The sequence below is a fragment of the Streptomyces sp. PH9007 genome (assembly GCF_059813725.1).
This window is the reverse complement of record NZ_CM187440.1, coordinates 2402933-2419495: the sequence shown is the minus strand read 5'-3', so window position 1 is coordinate 2419495 and position 16563 is coordinate 2402933. Positions and strand designations below refer to the sequence as shown.

17 protein-coding genes and 3 tRNA genes are annotated in these 16563 nt (G+C 73.1%); 15 read left to right on the top strand and 5 right to left on the bottom strand.

From position 1 onward, the window contains the following. Positions 1-161: 161 nt before the first annotated feature. Positions 162-1202, bottom strand: coding sequence for a zinc-binding dehydrogenase (locus ACTFAP_RS10990; RefSeq protein WP_495684398.1), 1041 nt, complete (start codon positions 1200-1202; stop codon positions 162-164). Between the two features lie 199 nt (positions 1203-1401). Here ACTFAP_RS10990 and ACTFAP_RS10985 point away from each other — a divergent pair, with 199 nt between their 5' ends. Next, on the top strand, positions 1402-1992 hold the full coding sequence (locus ACTFAP_RS10985) for a TetR family transcriptional regulator (RefSeq protein WP_495684397.1): 591 nt from the start codon (positions 1402-1404) through the stop codon (positions 1990-1992). Positions 1993-2045: 53 nt separating this feature from the next. On the opposite strand, the gene ACTFAP_RS10980 is transcribed toward ACTFAP_RS10985, so the two are convergent. Next, a complete protein-coding gene (locus tag ACTFAP_RS10980; protein ID WP_390126030.1) occupies positions 2046-2711 on the bottom strand; it encodes an NAD(P)H-binding protein in 666 nt (221 codons plus the stop codon). A gap of 212 nt (positions 2712-2923) precedes the next feature. Beyond that, positions 2924-4156 (bottom strand): amidohydrolase family protein, encoded by a 1233-nt coding sequence (locus ACTFAP_RS10975; RefSeq protein ID WP_495684395.1) that lies wholly within the window; start codon positions 4154-4156, stop codon positions 2924-2926. A gap of 155 nt (positions 4157-4311) precedes the next feature. Here ACTFAP_RS10975 and ACTFAP_RS10970 point away from each other — a divergent pair. The 9 genes from ACTFAP_RS10970 (at position 4312) to ACTFAP_RS10930 (ending at position 10259) form a co-directional block, all read left to right on the top strand. Further along, a tRNA-Thr gene (locus tag ACTFAP_RS10970) sits at positions 4312-4384 on the top strand. A gap of 47 nt (positions 4385-4431) precedes the next feature. After that, positions 4432-4504 (top strand) — tRNA-Met (locus ACTFAP_RS10965). A gap of 90 nt (positions 4505-4594) precedes the next feature. Continuing rightward, complete coding sequence (gene rpmG / locus ACTFAP_RS10960) at positions 4595-4759, top strand: 50S ribosomal protein L33 (RefSeq protein WP_004571794.1); 165 nt, start codon at positions 4595-4597, stop codon at positions 4757-4759. Positions 4760-4831: 72 nt separating this feature from the next. Continuing rightward, positions 4832-5296 (top strand): MaoC family dehydratase N-terminal domain-containing protein, encoded by a 465-nt coding sequence (locus tag ACTFAP_RS10955; protein WP_030736405.1) that lies wholly within the window; start codon positions 4832-4834, stop codon positions 5294-5296. Next, complete coding sequence (locus tag ACTFAP_RS10950) at positions 5293-5727, top strand: MaoC family dehydratase (RefSeq protein ID WP_500468922.1); 435 nt, start codon at positions 5293-5295, stop codon at positions 5725-5727. The genes ACTFAP_RS10955 and ACTFAP_RS10950 overlap by 4 nt, the downstream gene beginning before the upstream one ends. Before the next feature lie 77 nt (positions 5728-5804). Beyond that, positions 5805-6359, top strand: coding sequence for a TetR/AcrR family transcriptional regulator (locus tag ACTFAP_RS10945; RefSeq protein WP_451751615.1), 555 nt, complete (start codon positions 5805-5807; stop codon positions 6357-6359). An 88-nt stretch (positions 6360-6447) separates the two neighbouring features. Next, complete coding sequence (locus ACTFAP_RS10940; RefSeq protein ID WP_500468921.1) at positions 6448-7926, top strand: MFS transporter; 1479 nt, start codon at positions 6448-6450, stop codon at positions 7924-7926. Positions 7927-8078: 152 nt separating this feature from the next. Further along, positions 8079-9152: a UDP-N-acetylmuramate dehydrogenase gene (locus ACTFAP_RS10935; RefSeq protein ID WP_500468920.1), complete on the top strand. Its 1074-nt coding sequence runs from the start codon at positions 8079-8081 to the stop codon at positions 9150-9152. Between the two features lie 96 nt (positions 9153-9248). After that, a complete protein-coding gene (locus tag ACTFAP_RS10930; protein WP_500468919.1) occupies positions 9249-10259 on the top strand; it encodes an inositol polyphosphate kinase family protein in 1011 nt (336 codons plus the stop codon). Between the two features lie 41 nt (positions 10260-10300). On the opposite strand, the gene ACTFAP_RS10925 is transcribed toward ACTFAP_RS10930, so the two are convergent. After that, a complete protein-coding gene (locus ACTFAP_RS10925; protein WP_390126014.1) occupies positions 10301-11320 on the bottom strand; it encodes an adenosine deaminase in 1020 nt (339 codons plus the stop codon). 57 nt (positions 11321-11377) lie between these two features. Next, the gene (locus ACTFAP_RS10920) at positions 11378-12622 is read right to left on the bottom strand and encodes a pyridoxal phosphate-dependent aminotransferase (RefSeq protein WP_451751600.1); all 1245 of its coding nucleotides are present in this window, start codon (positions 12620-12622) and stop codon (positions 11378-11380) included. A 137-nt stretch (positions 12623-12759) separates the two neighbouring features. On the opposite strand from ACTFAP_RS10920, the gene ACTFAP_RS10915 reads away from it, so the two are divergent. The 5 genes from ACTFAP_RS10915 to ACTFAP_RS10895 all read left to right on the top strand — a co-directional run bounded on the left by ACTFAP_RS10915 (position 12760) and on the right by ACTFAP_RS10895 (position 16530). Next, positions 12760-12832: transfer RNA gene (locus ACTFAP_RS10915), tRNA-Trp, on the top strand. A gap of 119 nt (positions 12833-12951) precedes the next feature. Beyond that, positions 12952-13215, top strand: a complete 264-nt coding sequence (gene secE, locus ACTFAP_RS10910; RefSeq protein ID WP_030736380.1) for a preprotein translocase subunit SecE — start codon at positions 12952-12954, stop codon at positions 13213-13215. Between the two features lie 77 nt (positions 13216-13292). Further along, positions 13293-14198: a transcription termination/antitermination protein NusG gene (nusG, locus tag ACTFAP_RS10905; RefSeq protein ID WP_390126008.1), complete on the top strand. Its 906-nt coding sequence runs from the start codon at positions 13293-13295 to the stop codon at positions 14196-14198. A gap of 238 nt (positions 14199-14436) precedes the next feature. Beyond that, entirely contained in the window at positions 14437-15129 is a 693-nt protein-coding gene (locus ACTFAP_RS10900) for a winged helix-turn-helix domain-containing protein (RefSeq protein WP_495684391.1), read from the top strand. Between the two features lie 6 nt (positions 15130-15135). Next, a complete protein-coding gene (locus ACTFAP_RS10895) occupies positions 15136-16530 on the top strand; it encodes a HAMP domain-containing sensor histidine kinase (protein WP_500468918.1) in 1395 nt (464 codons plus the stop codon). Positions 16531-16563 lie beyond the last annotated feature (33 nt).

Here is a 16563-nt window from a genome sequence, read left to right as displayed (position 1 = left end):
GTTCCGGCGGGGTCCGGCAGGACCTCGCCTGAGGGGCAAACCCGCCTGCGCGCAGACACATTCCCGGCTCGCGACCCGAAGTCAGGGCGTTTGGAGGCACGTTGCCGGGTGGCGCGTGTCACCGGCGCCCGGCCGGGCGTGTCGTGGCCGGCTCCGGCGCGTCAGCCGGGTGTGTGCTCGGTGACCAGGACGACCTTGCCGACGACCGTCCCGGACTCGGCGAGTTCCATCGCACGGGGCGCCTCGGTCAGCGGAACGCGGGCGGCGATCCGGGCGGTGAGGACGCCGTCCGCGAGCAGCCGCAGCACCGCGGTGAGCTCCCGGTGCTGCCGGGCCCGGAAGCTGCGCGCGCGGCGGCGGCCCGCCCACACGTTGAAGAAGGAGGCGCGGCGGCCGTTGGGGAGCACGTTCCACAGCAGCAGCCGGCCGACGAGCAGCATGGTCGCCCGCCCGTTGCGGGGGTCGTCGCGGGTGGAGGCGCTGCCGTAGGCGACGAGGGTGCCGCCCCTGGCCAGCAGCCGCCACGAGCGCACGATGCCGGGGCCGCCGACGTGGTCGAAGACGGCCTGGACGCCGTGCGGGGCCAGCGCGCGGATCCGTTCGTGCAGATCCGGTGCGCGATAGTCCACGGGTTCGGCACCCAGAGCACGGACGGCCTCGGTGTGCCGGGCGGAGCAGGTGCCGATGACGCGCGCGCCGGCGTGCCGGGCGAGCTGTACCAGGAGGGTGCCGACGCCGCCGTTCGCGCCGTGCACGACGACGGTCTGTCCGGGCCGTATCCGGGCCGTGCGGTGCAGCATGCCCCAGGCGGTGAGCCCGTTCACGACGAGCGTCTCGGCCTCGGCCGGGCCGACGCCGTCCGGTATGGGGACGAGGTCGCGGGCGTCGAGCAGCGCGGCGCTGGCCCAGCCACCGGTCTTGGTCAGCGCGGCGACCCGGCGGCCGACGAGGGAGGTGTCGACGCCGTCGCCGACGGCGGTGACGACGCCGACGCAGTCGTAGCCCGGGATGAAGGGGTAGGCGGGCTGGTCGAAGTAGGTGCCGCGGCGCATCTGCTGTTCGGCGAACGAGACGCCGCTGGCCTCGACGCGGAGCAGGGCCTGGCCGGGGGCCGGCGGGCCGATCTCGCGTCGGCGCAGCTGGAATCCGGCGGGCTCGACCGGGCCCGGCAGGACGACTTCGGTGGCGGTCGTGGTGGTCATGGTGCTCCTTCGCAAGGGGTGGTGAATGGCTGATCATTCACTCTTTGGGTCAAAGAAAAAGACCCGGGCGCGGGTCCTTCGCGCCGACCGGGCCGTCCGGTGGCGACAGGAGTGATTGAACAGCCACTCACTACTGGATGTCAATCCCCGTCCGGGCAGGCTTGCCCTCCGGGAGAAGAGTGAATGTACGGTCAATCACATGAACACGGAGCGCATTCTCTCCACCGCACAGGATCGCCGGGGGATCGTCGTTGCCAGCGCGGTCGCCACCTTCGCCCGGCACGGCTTCCGGGGCACCCGTATCGCCGATGTGGCCGAGCACGCCGGCATCTCCCCGGCCTACGTGTCCAAGCTGTTCTCCTCCAAGGAACGGCTCTTCGTCGCCGCGCTCGACCTCTGCTACACCCGGATCATCGAGGCGCTGGAGCGCGGGGCCGAACAGAGCGAGGACACCTCGCCGTCCGGCCTGCTGGCGGCCATGGCCGGTGCGTACGCGCAGCTCATCGCCGACCGCGACCTGATGATGCTCCAGGTGCACGCCCAGGCGGCCACCGATCAGCCGGCCGTCGCCGAGGCGGTGCGCCACGGGATCGGCCGGGTCACCGACCACGTCGCGTCCCGCTCCGGGGCGGAGGTCGCCGACATCCAGTACTTCTTCGCCTACGGGCAGCTGTGCCACCTGCTCACCAGCATCGACGCCTTCTCCGTCGACGCGCCGTGGGCGACGCTGCTCACCACCGGCCTGCGCCACGCGCAGCCGCTCCGCGCCGCGACGGCCCCGGAGGGGTGACCCCCCCGGGGCCGCCGGATACGACCCGGGCAGTGGTCGGTGGCCGGAGTCCGTCAGCCGGCTGCGGCGGCGCGGGTCACCGCGGCGTCGACGGCGGTCGAGCCGTTGACCAGGTTCAGGGTCAGGCCGGCCGTCGCGGGCGTGTCCAGCAGGGCGAGCAGCACCGCCGCCACGTCGTCCCGGGTGATCTCGCCGCGCGGAGCGTCCGGGGAGAGGTCCACCAGGCCGGTGCCGGGGGCGTCCGTCAGCATGCCGGGGCGCAGGATCGTCCACTCCAGGGCGGTGCGCGCGCGCAGGTCCGCGTCGGCGGCGGCCTTCGCCCGCAGATAGGCGGCGAAGACGGGGTCGGTGCCGGGCGGCGGCTCCTCGTCCACGTTGATGGCCGACACCATCACATAGCGCCGCACCCCGGCCGCCTCCGCCGCGTCCGCGAGCAGCGCCGCCGCCGCCCGGTCCACGGTCTCCTTGCGGGCCGCCCCCGAACCCGGCCCGGCGCCGGCCGCGAAGACGACCGCGTCGGCGCCCTCCAGATGCCTCGTCAGTTCGGCGACCGGCGCCGACTCCAGGTCGCAGACGAGCGGTTCGGCGCCCGCCGCGAGCAGGGCCGCGGCCTGCTCCGGTGTGCGGATCAGGCCCGCGGGGCGGTCCCCGCGCGCGGCCAGCAGCCGCTCCAGACGCTGTGCGATCTTCCCGTGCCCTCCGGCGATGACTGTGCGCATGTTCCCGAGCTTGGCACACCGGGACGGTGTTCACGCAGCGCCGCGGGCCGGGGGAGGCGGGCCCGTCACCGGCACGGCGGGACGGGGCGGCGGCGGCCTCGTCCGGCGAACGGGCCGCTGGCCCGCCCGGGGCAACGCGCCGGACGGCACGGCCCGCAGACGCCTCGTCGGCCGCGCGTCACCCGTGCGTTCCCCGGGCCACCGACCCGTCGTCAGCTCCTCGGGGCCGGCTGGCGCGGCAGCTCGGTGAGGGGGACCGCAGGGGAGCCGCAGTACTCGCGCACGGCCGAGGTACGGGCCACCACCCGGCCCCGGTGGATCACCAGCCGGCTGTACGCCAGGGACAGCGCGCCCGGCAGGTTCTCGCCGCGCACCGCCAGCAGTTCCGCCGGGAAGCCGGGCTCGATGCGCACCTTCGGCAGCCCCAGCACCGCCCGCGCCGCCGAGCTGATGGCCCGGTAGGCCCCGGCGGTGTCGCACGCCCCGCGCACCGCCAGCAGGTACGCGGCCTCCAGCGGGTCGCCGCGGCCCACCGGATTGCCGGCGTCCCGTACCGCCCCGCTGCCCGCCGCCACCGTGACACCGGCGGCCAGCAGCGTCCGCACCGGCGGGGTCGGGGGCCGGGAGGGGCGGGGCGGCGCGGGCAGGGCCGCGCACGGTGACTGCGGCAGGCAGCTGACCGCGACCCCGGCCGCCGCCAGCTGGTCGGCGGCGCGCGCCGCGGTGTCCGGGGGCAGCAGGGAGAGCCCGGCGCACGGGCCCAGCGTGACCGCCGTACGGCACGCCCCCGCCGCCGTCACCAGCCGGGCGAACCGGGCCGGGTCGTCCGCGTCCGTGTGCAGGTCGATGGCGCAGCCCTGCGCGTCGGCGATGGACAGCACGATGTCCGCGTAGCCGGCCGGGTCCGGGTCGAGGTCGGGACAGCCGCCCAGCGCGGTGCCGCCGAGCTGGGCGGCGTCCGCGAGCTGGGCGCGGTTGTCGGCGCCGGCCCGCCCGGTCAGCAGCCGGGGCGCGGCCACCGGCTGGAGCTCGGCGAGCCCCAGCAGGGCCCGGCGCGCGGCCTGGGCGGCCTCCAGCGCGCGCAGCCCCAGGACGTCGCCGATCCTGATCTGGCTGCGCTGGGCGGTGGCGCCGTGGCTGAGCTGGAGCAGCGACGCCTCGATGATCCGCCGCCGCAACTGGTCGGGCCCCTCGGGGGGTGGCCCCGGGCAGCCGCTGGTGAGGGCGGTGTCGTGGTGGGCGTGCGGCTCGGCGGGGGCCGGCAGGAGCAGGTAGCCGGTGAGGTCGAGCCGCTGGACGCCCGGCGCGGTGGCGGGCAGGCTGCCGGGGGTTCCGACGGCCTCGACGCGCTCGCCGTTCAGCCGGACGTCGACGGTACGGCCGTCGGCGAGCCGGGCGCTGCCCAGCAGCAGTGCGGTCGCGGCGGCATCGCGGTGGTCGGGCACGAGGCGAGGCTACGGCGCCCGGGGTGGTTGGGTGGGGAAGACGTCATTAGTCGTACTGCTGTGGTTTCCGGTGACTTGGGAGGTGTTGACGGAGCCGGGGCGGCCGTTTACGGATTTCGTCTTCGGCCCGGGAGCGTGTAATCTCTTTCTCGCTCGCCCCAATAGCTCAGTCGGCAGAGCGTCTCCATGGTAAGGAGAAGGTCAACGGTTCGATTCCGTTTTGGGGCTCTGAGATGTGAGGTCTTCCTCCTGTTGGCGGGAGCCACGCAGCTCGTGGCGGCGTAGCTCAGTCGGTAGAGCAAACGGCTCATAATCGTTGTGTCACCGGTTCAAGTCCGGTCGCCGCTACTTCACTCCGAGTAGCCGATTGCGGGGTCGGTCCTCCGATCGGCTACTCTTTCCTGTGTTTAATCCGTCCATCCGTCAAGGAGCACTCACGTGGCTGCCACCGACGTCCGCCCGAAGATCACGCTGGCCTGCGTGGAGTGCAAGGAGCGGAACTACATCACCAAGAAGAACCGGCGTAATGACCCGGACCGTCTTGAGATGAAGAAGCACTGCCCGCGTTGCAACGCCCACACGGCGCACCGCGAGACCCGCTGACTTGTCACTGTTGCGAGGCCGCCCCCGATCTGTCGGGGGCGGCCTCGCGTGATTTTGGGAGGTTGACGGCCGATGGCCCTGGATCAGTCCTTCGCCGGGCGGACATATCCGCCGACCGAGCCGTACGAGGTGGGGCGCGAGAAGATCCGCGAGTTCGCGGTCGCGATCGGTGACGAGAACCCGGCGTACACGGATCCGGCCGCCGCGCGGGCGCTGGGGCACCCGGATGTGATCGCCCCGCCGACGTTCGTCTTCGCGATCTCCTTCGCCGCAGCCCAGGCGGTGATCCACGACCCGAAGCTGGGCCTGGACTACACCCGCGTGGTGCACGGGGACCAGAAGTTCCGGTACAGCCGTCCGGTGGTGGCCGGGGACGTCCTGACGGTCACCTCGGTGATCGAGTCCGTGAAGTCGATGGCGGGCAACGACATCCTCGACGTCCGCGGCGATGTGCACGACGCCGCGGGGGAGCACGTGGTGACCGCGTACACCAAGCTGGTGTCGCGCGCGCCGGAGAAGCCGGAGGGGGAGAAGTGACCGCCAGGATCGCGTACGCCGATGTCGAGGTGGGTACGGAGCTGCCGGCCCGTACGTTCCCGGTGACCCGCGCCGATCTGGTGCGCTACGCGGGCGCCTCGGGGGACTTCAACCCCATCCACTGGAACGAGCGCTTCGCCAGGGACGTCGGGCTGCCGGACGTGATCGCGCACGGCATGTTCACCATGGCCGAGGCCGCCCGGGTGGTCACGGACTGGGCCGGGGACCCGGCGGCGGTGGTCGAGTACGGGGTGCGCTTCACCAACCCCGTGGTGGTGCCGAACGACGACACCGGGGCCGAGATCGAGGTGTCGGCGAAGGTCGCGGCCAAGCTGGACGACGAGGCGCGCACGGTCCGGGTGGACCTGGTGGCGCGCAGCGCGGGCCAGAAGGTGCTGGGGCTGTCCCGGGCCGTGGTCCGGCTGGGCTGAACGCCGGCCCGTTCGATCCCGTTGACAAGATAGTGATTGGTCAATAACTTACTCGCATGGCCAGGGACAGCGGCAGGATGACGGCGGAGGAGCGGCGTACGGCCGTCATCCGCGCCGCCGTCGTGGAGTTCGCCAGGGGAGGGTACGCGGGCACCACGACCGCTGCCATCGCCCGCCGGGTCGGGGTCTCGCAGCCGTATCTCTTCCGGCTGTTCCCCGACAAGCGGGCGATCTTCCTGGCCGCCGCCGAGCACGGCACGGCGGAGATCCGGCGGACGTTCGAACGTGTCTCCGAGGGCCTGGATCCGCAGGCCGCGCACGACGCGATGGCGGAGGCGTACACCGGGCTCACCGCCGACCGCGACAAGCTCATGTTCCAGATGCAGATGTACGTCGCGGTGCACACCGCGGAGGCGGGCGGGGACGAGGACTTCGCGGCCCGGATCCGTGCCTGCTGGAACGAACTGTTCGAGGCCGTGCACCTGCGGCTGGGCGCGGACGGCGTGGAGACCGCCGATTTCCTGGCCAACGGCATGCTGATCAACGTGTTGCTGGCGCTCGGCTTCCCGGCGGACCACCCGCTGTGGGTCGCCTGCGCGCACGATCACGAGGGCAAGAAGCGGTACGGCTAGCCGCCCCGGCCCGGTTCTCGGTCCGGTTCCCGGGCACACGTGTGTCCGCATAAGTTATTGATCAATCACTAGTTTTCTGGGAGGGAACATGCCCGAAGCCCCGAACGGGGGCACGCGGCGCCCGCACGTCATCGTCTGGACGCTGCTGCTGACCGGCTTCGCCACCTTCATGGCCAGCCTCGACAATCTCGTCGTCACCACCGCCCTGCCCATCATCCGCGAGGACCTCGACGGTGACCTGGCCGCCCTGGAGTGGATCGTCAACGGCTACACCCTGCCGTTCGCCTGCCTCCTGCTGTTCGCCTCGGCCCTGGGCGACCGCTACGGCCGCCGCCTGGTCTTCGGCGCCGGCGTCGCCCTGTTCACCCTCGCCTCCGCCGGTGCCGCGCTGGCCGGCTCCACGGACGCGCTGATCGCCGCCCGCGCCGTCCAGGGCGCCGCCGCCGCGGCCCTCATCCCGCTCAGCCTCACCCTGATATCCGCCGTCGTACCGCCCGAGCGGCGGGGCGCCGCCTTCGGCGTGTGGGGCGCGGTCAACGGCCTCGCCATCGCCGCGGGCCCGCTCGTCGGCGGCGCCGTGACCGAACACCTCTCCTGGCACTGGATCTTCTGGCTCAACATCCCCATCGGCGTCCTGCTGCTGCCCCTGGTCTTCCTGCGGCTCCCGGAGAGCCGCGGCCCGGTCAAGCGGCTGGACGTGGTCGGCACCGTCCTGGCCAGCGCCGGTCTGCTGGGCGTGGTGCTCTCCATCGTGCGCGGCCACGAACACGGCTGGACCACGGGCCCGGTGCTGGCGGGCTTCGCACTCGGGGCCGTGCTGCTGTACGCGTTCGTCCGCTGGGAGCTGCGCCACCCCGAGCCGCTGCTGCCGATGGGCTTCTTCCGCTCCCGCACCTTCACCGCGATCAACATCACCAGCCTGCTGATGTACGCGGGGATGTTCGGCTCCATCTTCCTGCTGACCCAGTTCCTCCAGCTGATCATGGGCTACTCGCCGATGGAGGCCGGAGTGCGGATGCTGCCGTGGACCGCCATGCCGATGATCGTGGCACCCATCGCCGGGGCCTTCACCGACCGCGTCGGCGGCCGGCCGATCGTCGCCTCGGGGCTGGTGCTGATGGCGGTGGGCATGGGCTGGTTCGCGCTGTACGCCGACCCGGGCGTCTCGTACGGCGGCATGGTGCCGGCGTTCGTGCTGTGCGGCATCGGCATGGCCATGTTCTTCGCCCCGTCCGGGGCGATCGCGATGGGGGCCGTACCGGAGGGGCGGCAGGGGGTGGCCTCCGGTGTGAACAACTCGGCGCGCGAGGTCGGCGGGGCGCTGGGCGTCGCCGTCCTGGCCTCGGTCTTCGCGTCCCGCGGCGGGTACGGCTCGGCGCAGGCGTTCACGGATGGCCTGGTGCCCGCGCTGTGGCTGGCCGTGGGGCTGCTGCTGGTGGCGGCGGCCGTCATCGCGCTGCTGCCGGAACGGCGGGCGCCGAAGGCTCCCCGGCCGACCGCCGCCCCGCCGGCCGGGCCCACCGACCCGACGACCGACCACCGGCCGGCCGACCGCGTGCCCGCCTGATCGCGGACGGCGCTCCGGGGGGCCCCGGCCGGAACGCCCCGCCGGGGCGGCGGGGCGGGCGTCGCCCCGGGCCCGCCCCGGCGCGCGATCCGGCCCGGGCCGCCCTCGCCCCGGTCCGGGCCCCGCGCGGCGGCGGACCGTATTCTGGACGGGTGCTCGAAACCTCTGACCCCGCCGGTACCGCCGGCGCCGCGCTCGCCGATCTGACCACCTTCCGGCTCGGCGGCCCCGCCGACCGGCTGATCACCGCGAGCACCGACGCCGAGGTGATCGCCGCCGTCCAGGAGGCGGACGGCACCGGCACCCCGCTGCTGATCATCGGCGGCGGCAGCAACCTGCTGATCGCGGACGAGGGCTTCCGGGGCACCGCCCTGCGGATCGCCACCACCGGCTTCGACCTGGACGGCACCCGCCTGGAACTCGCCGCGGGCGAGAACTGGTCGGCGGCCGTCGCCCGCACCGTGGAGGCCGGGCTGGCCGGCATCGAATGCCTGGCCGGCATCCCCGGCTCGGCCGGGGCCACCCCCATCCAGAACGTCGGCGCCTACGGCCAGGAAGTCGCCTCCGTCATCACCGAGGTCATCGCCTACGACCGTGCCGAGCACCGTACGGTCACCCTCCCCGCCGCCGACTGCGGCTTCGGCTACCGGCACAGCCGCTTCAAGGCCGACCCCGGGCGGTTCGTGGTGCTGCGGGTGCGCTGCGCGCTGGAGGACGCGGGCGGGCTCTCGGCACCGATCGCGTACGCCGAGACCGCCCGGACGCTGGGCGTCGCCGCGGGGGAGCGGGTGGCCGCCGCCACCGCCCGCGAGACCGTGCTGAAGCTGCGGGCCGGCAAGGGCATGGTGCTGGACCCGGAGGACCACGACACCTGGTCGGCCGGTTCGTTCTTCACCAATCCGCTGCTGACGGCACAGGAGTTCGCGGCCTTCCGCGAGCGCGCCGCGCGGCGCCTGGGCCCCGGCGTCGAGCCCCCCGCCTTCCCGGCGGCCGGCGGCCACACCAAGACCTCCGCGGCCTGGCTGATCGACAAGGCCGGCTTCACCAAGGGGTACGGGAGCGGCCCGGCCCGGATCTCCGGCAAGCACACCCTGGCCCTCACCAACCGGGGCGGCGCGACCACCGCCGATCTGCTGGCGCTGGCCCGCGAGGTACGGGACGGGGTACGGGACGCCTTCGGCGTCACCCTGGTCAACGAACCGGTGACGGTCGGCGTCAGCCTCTAACCACGGGGACGGGCGCCCCCTCCGTGCCGGCCGGTACTGCCGTAGAACTGTCGACAGCAGGGGGGCGTGGGGACGCCCTGGGAGGGAACAGGGGCTGTGCGCACACACGGAGACCACCGCGAGAACGCGGAGCAGCGTCGTACCGGGCGGGTGTCCGTACGCCCGGCCGACCCGGCCAGGACCGCGAACATGCCCGCCTCGGCATCCATCGGCTTTCCTCCCGTGGCGGTGCGGCCCCACCCGCACCCGGCGGGGAACGCCGCCGTCCCGCCGCCGGGCGCGGGCTGCCCGACCATCGGCCCGGCCGTCGAGCGGGTCGAGGACGGAGCGGTCGGCGGACACGGCGGGATCAGCAACCGGGCCGGCGGACGGATCAAGGAGAAACCCACCAACCACGTGGAGCGGGAGTTCTACGCGGAACTGCGCGCGGGTGAACACCCCGCCCTGGACGGGGTGGCGCCGTACTCCCACACCGCCCGGCAGGTCACGGCGATGGACGGTCACCGGGGCGCCGGGGACGACTCGACCCACGTCTACGTCGACAATCTGACGTTCGGCATGAACCGGCCCACGATCCTCGACCTCAAGGTGGGCGCGTCCACGGCGAGCTGGCACGAGCTGCTGCGCTCCATGTCGAGGGCAGCCGCCCTGGTGAAGAAGCTGAGGATGAAGGCGGCCGACCGGCTGACCGGCTCCGCGAGCCGCGGCTACCGGGCGGTCGGCAGCTCGGGCCTCACGGGAGGCCGGCTGGCCATCGGACGGCGGACACCGCGGATCGTACGCGACTTCTGCCGCGAACCCGGTGTCCCCGAGGCGATGCTGCCGCAGCTGATCCGGGTCAGGGAGGCGGCCCGGGCCTCCGGCCTGGCCTTCGTCGGGGCGAGCGTGCTCATCGCGGTGGACGAGGCGCCCCCGGCGGGCCGCCCGGTGCCGTCGGTGAAGGTCGGCCTCATCGACTTCGCCCACACCTTCGGCCCCCGGTCGGCCGGCGCGAAGCGGGTGGAGAAGTACCGCCAGCGGTTCGACCAGGGCATGGACCGGCTGATCGCGGACGTGCGGGCGGCCGGCGCGGCGGGCCGTCAGCAGCCGGGGGCCGACGGCCGGTAGCGGGCCGTGGCCCGGCCGCGATCAGCCGGTCCGGCCGGGCGTCACAGCGCCAGCCACTCCTCGATCTCCACCATGATCTTCTCCTGGATGTCGGACGGAGCCGCCGAGCCGCGCACCGACTGCCGGGCCAGCTCCGCCAGCTCGCGGTCGGTGAAGCCGTGGTGCTCCCGCGCGATCTCGTACTGGGCCGCCAGCCGCGAGCCGAACAGCAGCGGGTCGTCGGCCCCCAGCGCCATCGGCACGCCCGCGTCCCACAGGGTGCGCAGCGGTACGTCCGGCAGCCGCTCGTACACGCCGAGCGCCACATTGGAGGCCGGACACACCTCGCAGGTCACCCGGTCCCGGGCGAGCCGCTCCAGCAACCAGGGGTCCTCGGCGGCCCGCACCCCGTGCCCCACCCGTGCCGCCCGCAGATCGTCCAGGCAGTCCCGGACGCTGGAGGGGCCCGACAGCTCGCCGCCGTGCGGGGCCGCCAGCAGGCCGCCCTCCCGGGCGATCGCGAAGGCGCGGTCGAAGTCCCGGGCGAAGCCGCGCCGCTCGTCGTTCGACAGCCCGAAGCCGACCACCCCCTGGTCCCGGTAGCGGACCGCGAGCCGGGCCAGGGTGCGGGCGTCCAGGGGGTGCTTCATCCGGTTCGCGGCCACCAGCACCCGCATCCCGACGCCGGTCTCCCGGGAGGTGACCCGCACCGCGTCCAGGATGATCTCCAGCGCCGGGATCAGCCCGCCGAGCCGGGGCGCGTACGAGGTGGGATCGACCTGGATCTCCAGCCAGCGCGCGCCGTCCCGCAGATCCTCCTCGGCCGCCTCGCGCACCAGCCGCTGGATGTCCTCCGGCTCCCGCAGACAGGAGCGGGCCATGTCGTACAGCCGCTGGAACCGGAACCAGCCGCGCTCGTCGGTGGCCCGCAGGCGGGGAGGCTCGCCGCCGCGCAGCGCCTCCGGCAGATGCACGCCGTACTTGTCCGCCAGCTCCAGCAGGGTGCCGGGCCGCATCGAGCCGGTGAAGTGCAGATGCAGGTGGGCCTTGGGCAGCAGCCGGACGTCACGTACACGATCCATCCACGAATCTTGCCGCATTGCGCCGTCCGGCCGGTAGCCGCGTCACCCGAACGTGAGTCAGCTCGCTTCCGCCAGCAGCTTCTGGAGGCGGGAGACGCCCTCCACCAGGTCGTCGTCGCCCAGGGCGTACGACAGCCGCAGATAACCGGGGGTGCCGAACGCCTCACCCGGGACCACGGCGACCTCGGCCTCCTCCAGGATCAGCTCGGCCAGCTCCACCGAGGTGGCGGGCCGCCGGCCGCGCAGCTCCTTGCCCAGCAGGCCCTTCACCGAGGGGTAGACGTAGAACGCGCCCTCGGGCTCGGGGCAGACGATCCCGTCGATCTCGTTCAGCATCCGCACGATCGTGCGACGCCGCCGGTCGAACGCCTCGCCCATCGCGGCCACCGCGTCCAGATCTCCGGAGACCGCGGCCAGCGCCGCCGCCTGCGCGACATTGCTCACGTTGGAGGTGGCGTGCGACTGGAGGTTGGTGGCGGCCTTCACCACGTCCTGCGGGCCGATCAGCCAGCCCACGCGCCAGCCGGTCATCGCGTACGTCTTGGCCACCCCGTTGACGATCACGGTGCGGTCGGCCAGCTCCGGGACGACCACCGGCAGCGAGGAGAACTCGGCGTCCCCGTAGACCAGATGTTCGTAAATCTCGTCGGTGAGCACCCACAGACCGTGCTCCACCGCCCAGCGGCCGATCGCCTCGACCTGCTCACGCGGGTAGACCGCGCCGGTCGGGTTGGAGGGGGAGACGAAGAGCAGCACCTTGGTGCGCTCGGTGCGGGCCGCCTCCAGCTGCTCCACACTCACCCGGTAGCCGGTGGTCTCGTCCGCGACGACCTCCACCGGGACGCCCCCGGCCAGCCGGATCGACTCGGGGTAGGTGGTCCAGTACGGCGCCGGGACGATGACCTCGTCGCCCGGGTCCAGCAGCGCGGCGAACGCCTCGTAGATCGCCTGCTTGCCGCCGTTGGTCACCAGCACCTGGGAGGGCTTCACCTCGTAGCCGGAGTCGCGCAGCGTCTTGGCGGCGATGGCCTCCTTCAGCTCCGGCAGCCCGCCGGCCGGCGTGTAGCGGTGGAACCTCGGCTCCCGGCACGCGGCCACGGCCGCGTCCACGATGTACCCGGGGGTGGGGAAGTCGGGTTCGCCGGCACCGAAGCCGATCACCGGCCGGCCGGCGGCCTTGAGGGCCTTCGCCTTGGCATCGACGGCCAGGGTCGCGGACTCGGAGATCGCCCCGACGCGGGCGGAGACCCGGCGCCCGGGGGCTGCTTCTGCGGACTGTGCGGTGGGTGTCGCTGCGCTCATGAGGGCATCGTTGCAGACCGGAGTGGACCGTGGCACCCGGGTTGCGGCTGTTGTCCGTTCGACTGGCGGCGATTGAGCACGTACACTCTCCACGCAGTGGGGCCGGGTGAGGTAAGTTTTCCCGGTGCCGCGAGCAAAGGGTCGTAGCTCAATTGGTAGAGCACTGGTCTCCAAAACCAGCGGTTGGGGGTTCAAGTCCCTCCGGCCCTGCTACGCAGCAGGCAGTACAGCGTTAGTAGTGGTAGTAGGTACGTACCGCAATGCAAGCCGTCCGGGGGACCGGGCGGCTTACGACCATGACCGGGATCAGGTGAGGGCGAGTGGCTGGGATCACGGACTCCGTCGAAACGCCGGAGCCCCGGGGGGACGGCGCCGGCCGAGGACGCGGGCGGCGCGCCAAGCGGGGCCCGCTGGGCAAGCTCGCGCTCTTCTACCGGCAGGTCATCGCCGAGCTGCGCAAGGTCGTCTGGCCCTCTCGGCGCCAGCTGACGACGTACACCTCCGCGGTGATCGTTTTCGTTCTCGTCGTCATCGGCATCCTCACCGTGCTTGACTGGGGATTCAGCCGGGTCGTCGAGTACGTCTTCGGCTGACCCCGCTCCGGACGGGGCGAGGCGGGCACGGACGTACGGTCGTAGGTACCCACCCGTGCCGCGGCGATCCCGCCCGGATGTTCCACGTCAATGTGAAGCAGGAAGAAGCAGCCACCGTGTCTGACCCGAAGTCTGACCCGAATCTGACCGACGACGCCGCCGAGGGCGACGACACCGCGCGCGACATCGTCGAGGCAGCGGACACCGTCGACCAGACCGAGGCTGCCGACGCCGCGGCGGGCGAGCCCGCCGAGTCCGCCGCCGTCCACGAGGAGGACGCGGACGAGGTCGCGCGGGAGGCGGACGCCGAGGGCGAGGCGGAGGCCGAAGCGGACGCCGAGGCCGAGGCCGAGGCTCCCGAGCCGGTGGACCCGGTCGCGCAGCTGCGCGAGGAGCTTCGGGTGCTGCCCGGCGAGTGGTACGTGGTGCACACGTACGCGGGCTACGAGAACCGGGTCAAGACCAATCTTGAGCAGCGCGCGGTGTCGCTGAACGTCGAGGACTACATCTTCGCGGTCGAGGTGCCGCAGGAAGAGGTCGTCCAGATCAAGAACGGCGACCGCCGCACCATCAAGCAGAACAAGCTCCCCAGCTACGTGCTGGTCCGGATGGACCTGACGAACGAGTCCTGGGGCGTCGTACGGAACACCCCCGGTGTCACCGGCTTCGTGGGCAACGCCTACGACCCGTACCCGCTGACGCTGGACGAGATCGTGAAGATGCTGGCGCCGGAGGCCGAGCAGAAGGCCGCCGAGCAGGCCGCGGCCGAGGGCGGCGCCCCTGCGGCGGGCCGCCGCGTCGAGGTCCAGGTGCTGGACTTCGAGGTCGGCGACTCGGTCACCGTCACCGACGGCCCGTTCGCGACGCTCCAGGCCACGATCAACGAGATCAACGCCGACTCCAAGAAGGTCAAGGGCCTGGTGGAGATCTTCGGCCGGGAGACCCCGGTCGAGCTGAGCTTCGACCAGATCCAGAAGAACTGAGGCCGGACGGAGTCCGGCACAGCGGCCCGAAGCCCGGGAGGCGCCCCGGCGCCGAGTGGTGCGAGGGCCGCGTGAAGAGGAGCCAGTCCCCGGTCGAGCTGAGCTTCGACCAGATCCAGAAGAACTAGCGCACGGCGCGTCACCCGGACCCGCAGCGGGTCCGGAAGAACGACCTCCGCGGCTTTCGCCCCGGTACCGCACTCCACCGCGGTACCGGGGCGCCGCTAGTCTGGGGCGCATGCGCGCGCTCATAGTCGAGAACGATGACCGGGTCGCGCGCGCCCTGAGCCGGACGCTCCGCGCCGAGGGATACGACGTGGAGCGCGCCCGCAGTGTGCGGGAGGCGGCCGGGGCGATCGGTACGGCCGACTTCGCCATCGCCCTCGTGGACCTCGGTCTCGACGACGGGGACGGCGTCGAGGTGATCCGGATGCTGCGCGACCGTGCCGCCACCGGGGTCATCGCCGTCACCGCCCGTGGCGAGCAGACCGACCGGGTACGCGGCCTGCGGGCCGGCGCCGACGACTATCTGGTCAAGCCCTTCGGAGTGGCCGAACTGCTGGCCCGCATCGAGGCCGTCACCCGGCGGCTGCGGGTGCTCCAGACCGGCCTCACGGCGCGCGGCACCATCGGCCACGGCGATCTGCTCATCGACCGGGACCGCCACGAGGTCTCCCGCGACGGCGCACCACTGCGGCTGACCCGCAAGGAGTTCGAGATCCTGGTGCTGCTGGCCCGGAACACCGGCACTGTGGTGGAGCGCGAACACATCCTCGACCAGGTCTGGCAGTCCGCCTGGGAGGGCAGCAGCCGCACCCTGGACACCCACATCGCCTCGCTGCGCTCCAAGCTCGGCGGCACGGCGCGCATCACCACGGTGCGCGGCGTGGGCTACCGGCTCGAACCGGCCGGTGCGCCGGTGGACGGATAGCCACCCGTGCGCCGGCGCATCATCGTCGCGCTGCTCCCCGTGCTGGCCCTGCTGGTGGTGGGCATCGGCATCTCGTACGCCGCGGTGGTGAGCGAGCGCACCACCCAGCAGGTGTTCATCGACCGCAGTGGGGACGCCGTACGGTTCGCCAATCTCGCCGAGGCGGCCATCGCCTCCGGCGAGCGGACGCGGCTGCACGCGGAACTGGACGCTTACCACGAGCTGTACGACTCGCCGGTGTGGGTGCTCGGCCTGGACGGGGGCCTGGTCCACGACCCGGGTCCGCCGCCCCCGGACGGCGCGGCGGTCGCCGAGGACATCCAGCGGGCGTTCGCCGGGGCGCGGGCGACCGAGGCGGCCACGGTATGGCCCTGGCAGCGCGGGCCGCTGCGGGTGGTGGAGCCGGTGGGCCGCGACTCCCAGGTGACCGCCGTCGTCGTCATCGAGGCGCCCACCGACGGGCTGCGCGCGGCCAGCATGCGCCGCTGGGGGATCGGCGCCGCGCTGCTGCTGGTCCCCGTGCTGGCGCTGATGGGCGGCCTGTGGCCGCTCACCCGCTGGATTCTGCGCCCGGTGCGCGACCTGGAGCGCATCGCGATGGACGTGCGCGGCGGTGAGCTGGGGGCGCGCGCCCCGGTGGAACACGGGCCGCCCGAGCTGCGCGGGCTCGCCTCCTCGTTCAACGCCATGGTGGACACGGTGCAGCGCTCCCTGGAGCGGCAGCGGATGTTCGTCGGCGACGTGGCCCATCAGCTGCGCAACCCGCTGGCCGGGCTGCGGCTCTCGGTGGAGAATCTGCGGCCCTGGGTCCGCCAGCCCCCGGCCCGGGAGGCGGTGGAGGACGCCGTGGACGGCGCCGTGCAGATGGGCGAGATGTTCGAGGCGATGCTCGCGGCGACGGCGGCGGCCAGCCGGGAACGCGTACGGGACAGCGAGGCGTGGACGCTGGCGCGGGTCTTCGCCACCGCCCGGCCGCACTGGGAGGCGGTCACCGGCGAGCACGGGCGCACGCTGCGCGTGGCGGACCCGGACCCCGAGCTGGTGCTGCGGCAGCCGCCCGGCGGTCTGGTCGCGGTGCTGGACGAACTCGTGGACAACGCGGCCTGGCTCTCGGACGGCAGCACGGTCACGGTGCACGCCTTCGCGGACGCCGACGGCGGCTTCGGCACCGTGATCGTCGCCGACGACGGCACCGGCCTGTCGGCGGAGGAGCGCGAGGCGGCCCGCGGCCGGTTCTGGCGGGCGGCGCGGCACCAGAACATCCGCGGCACCGGCCTTGGCCTGGCGATCATCCACGACGTGGTGGAGGACGTCGGGGGCGAGGTACGGCTGGAGCCCAACACTCCGCGCGGCCTGCGGGTCGCCGTCCGCCTGCCCGCAGTACGCCGGCCGGGCCCCTGATCCGGCCACCTGCCACCGGCTGTCCGCTCCGGC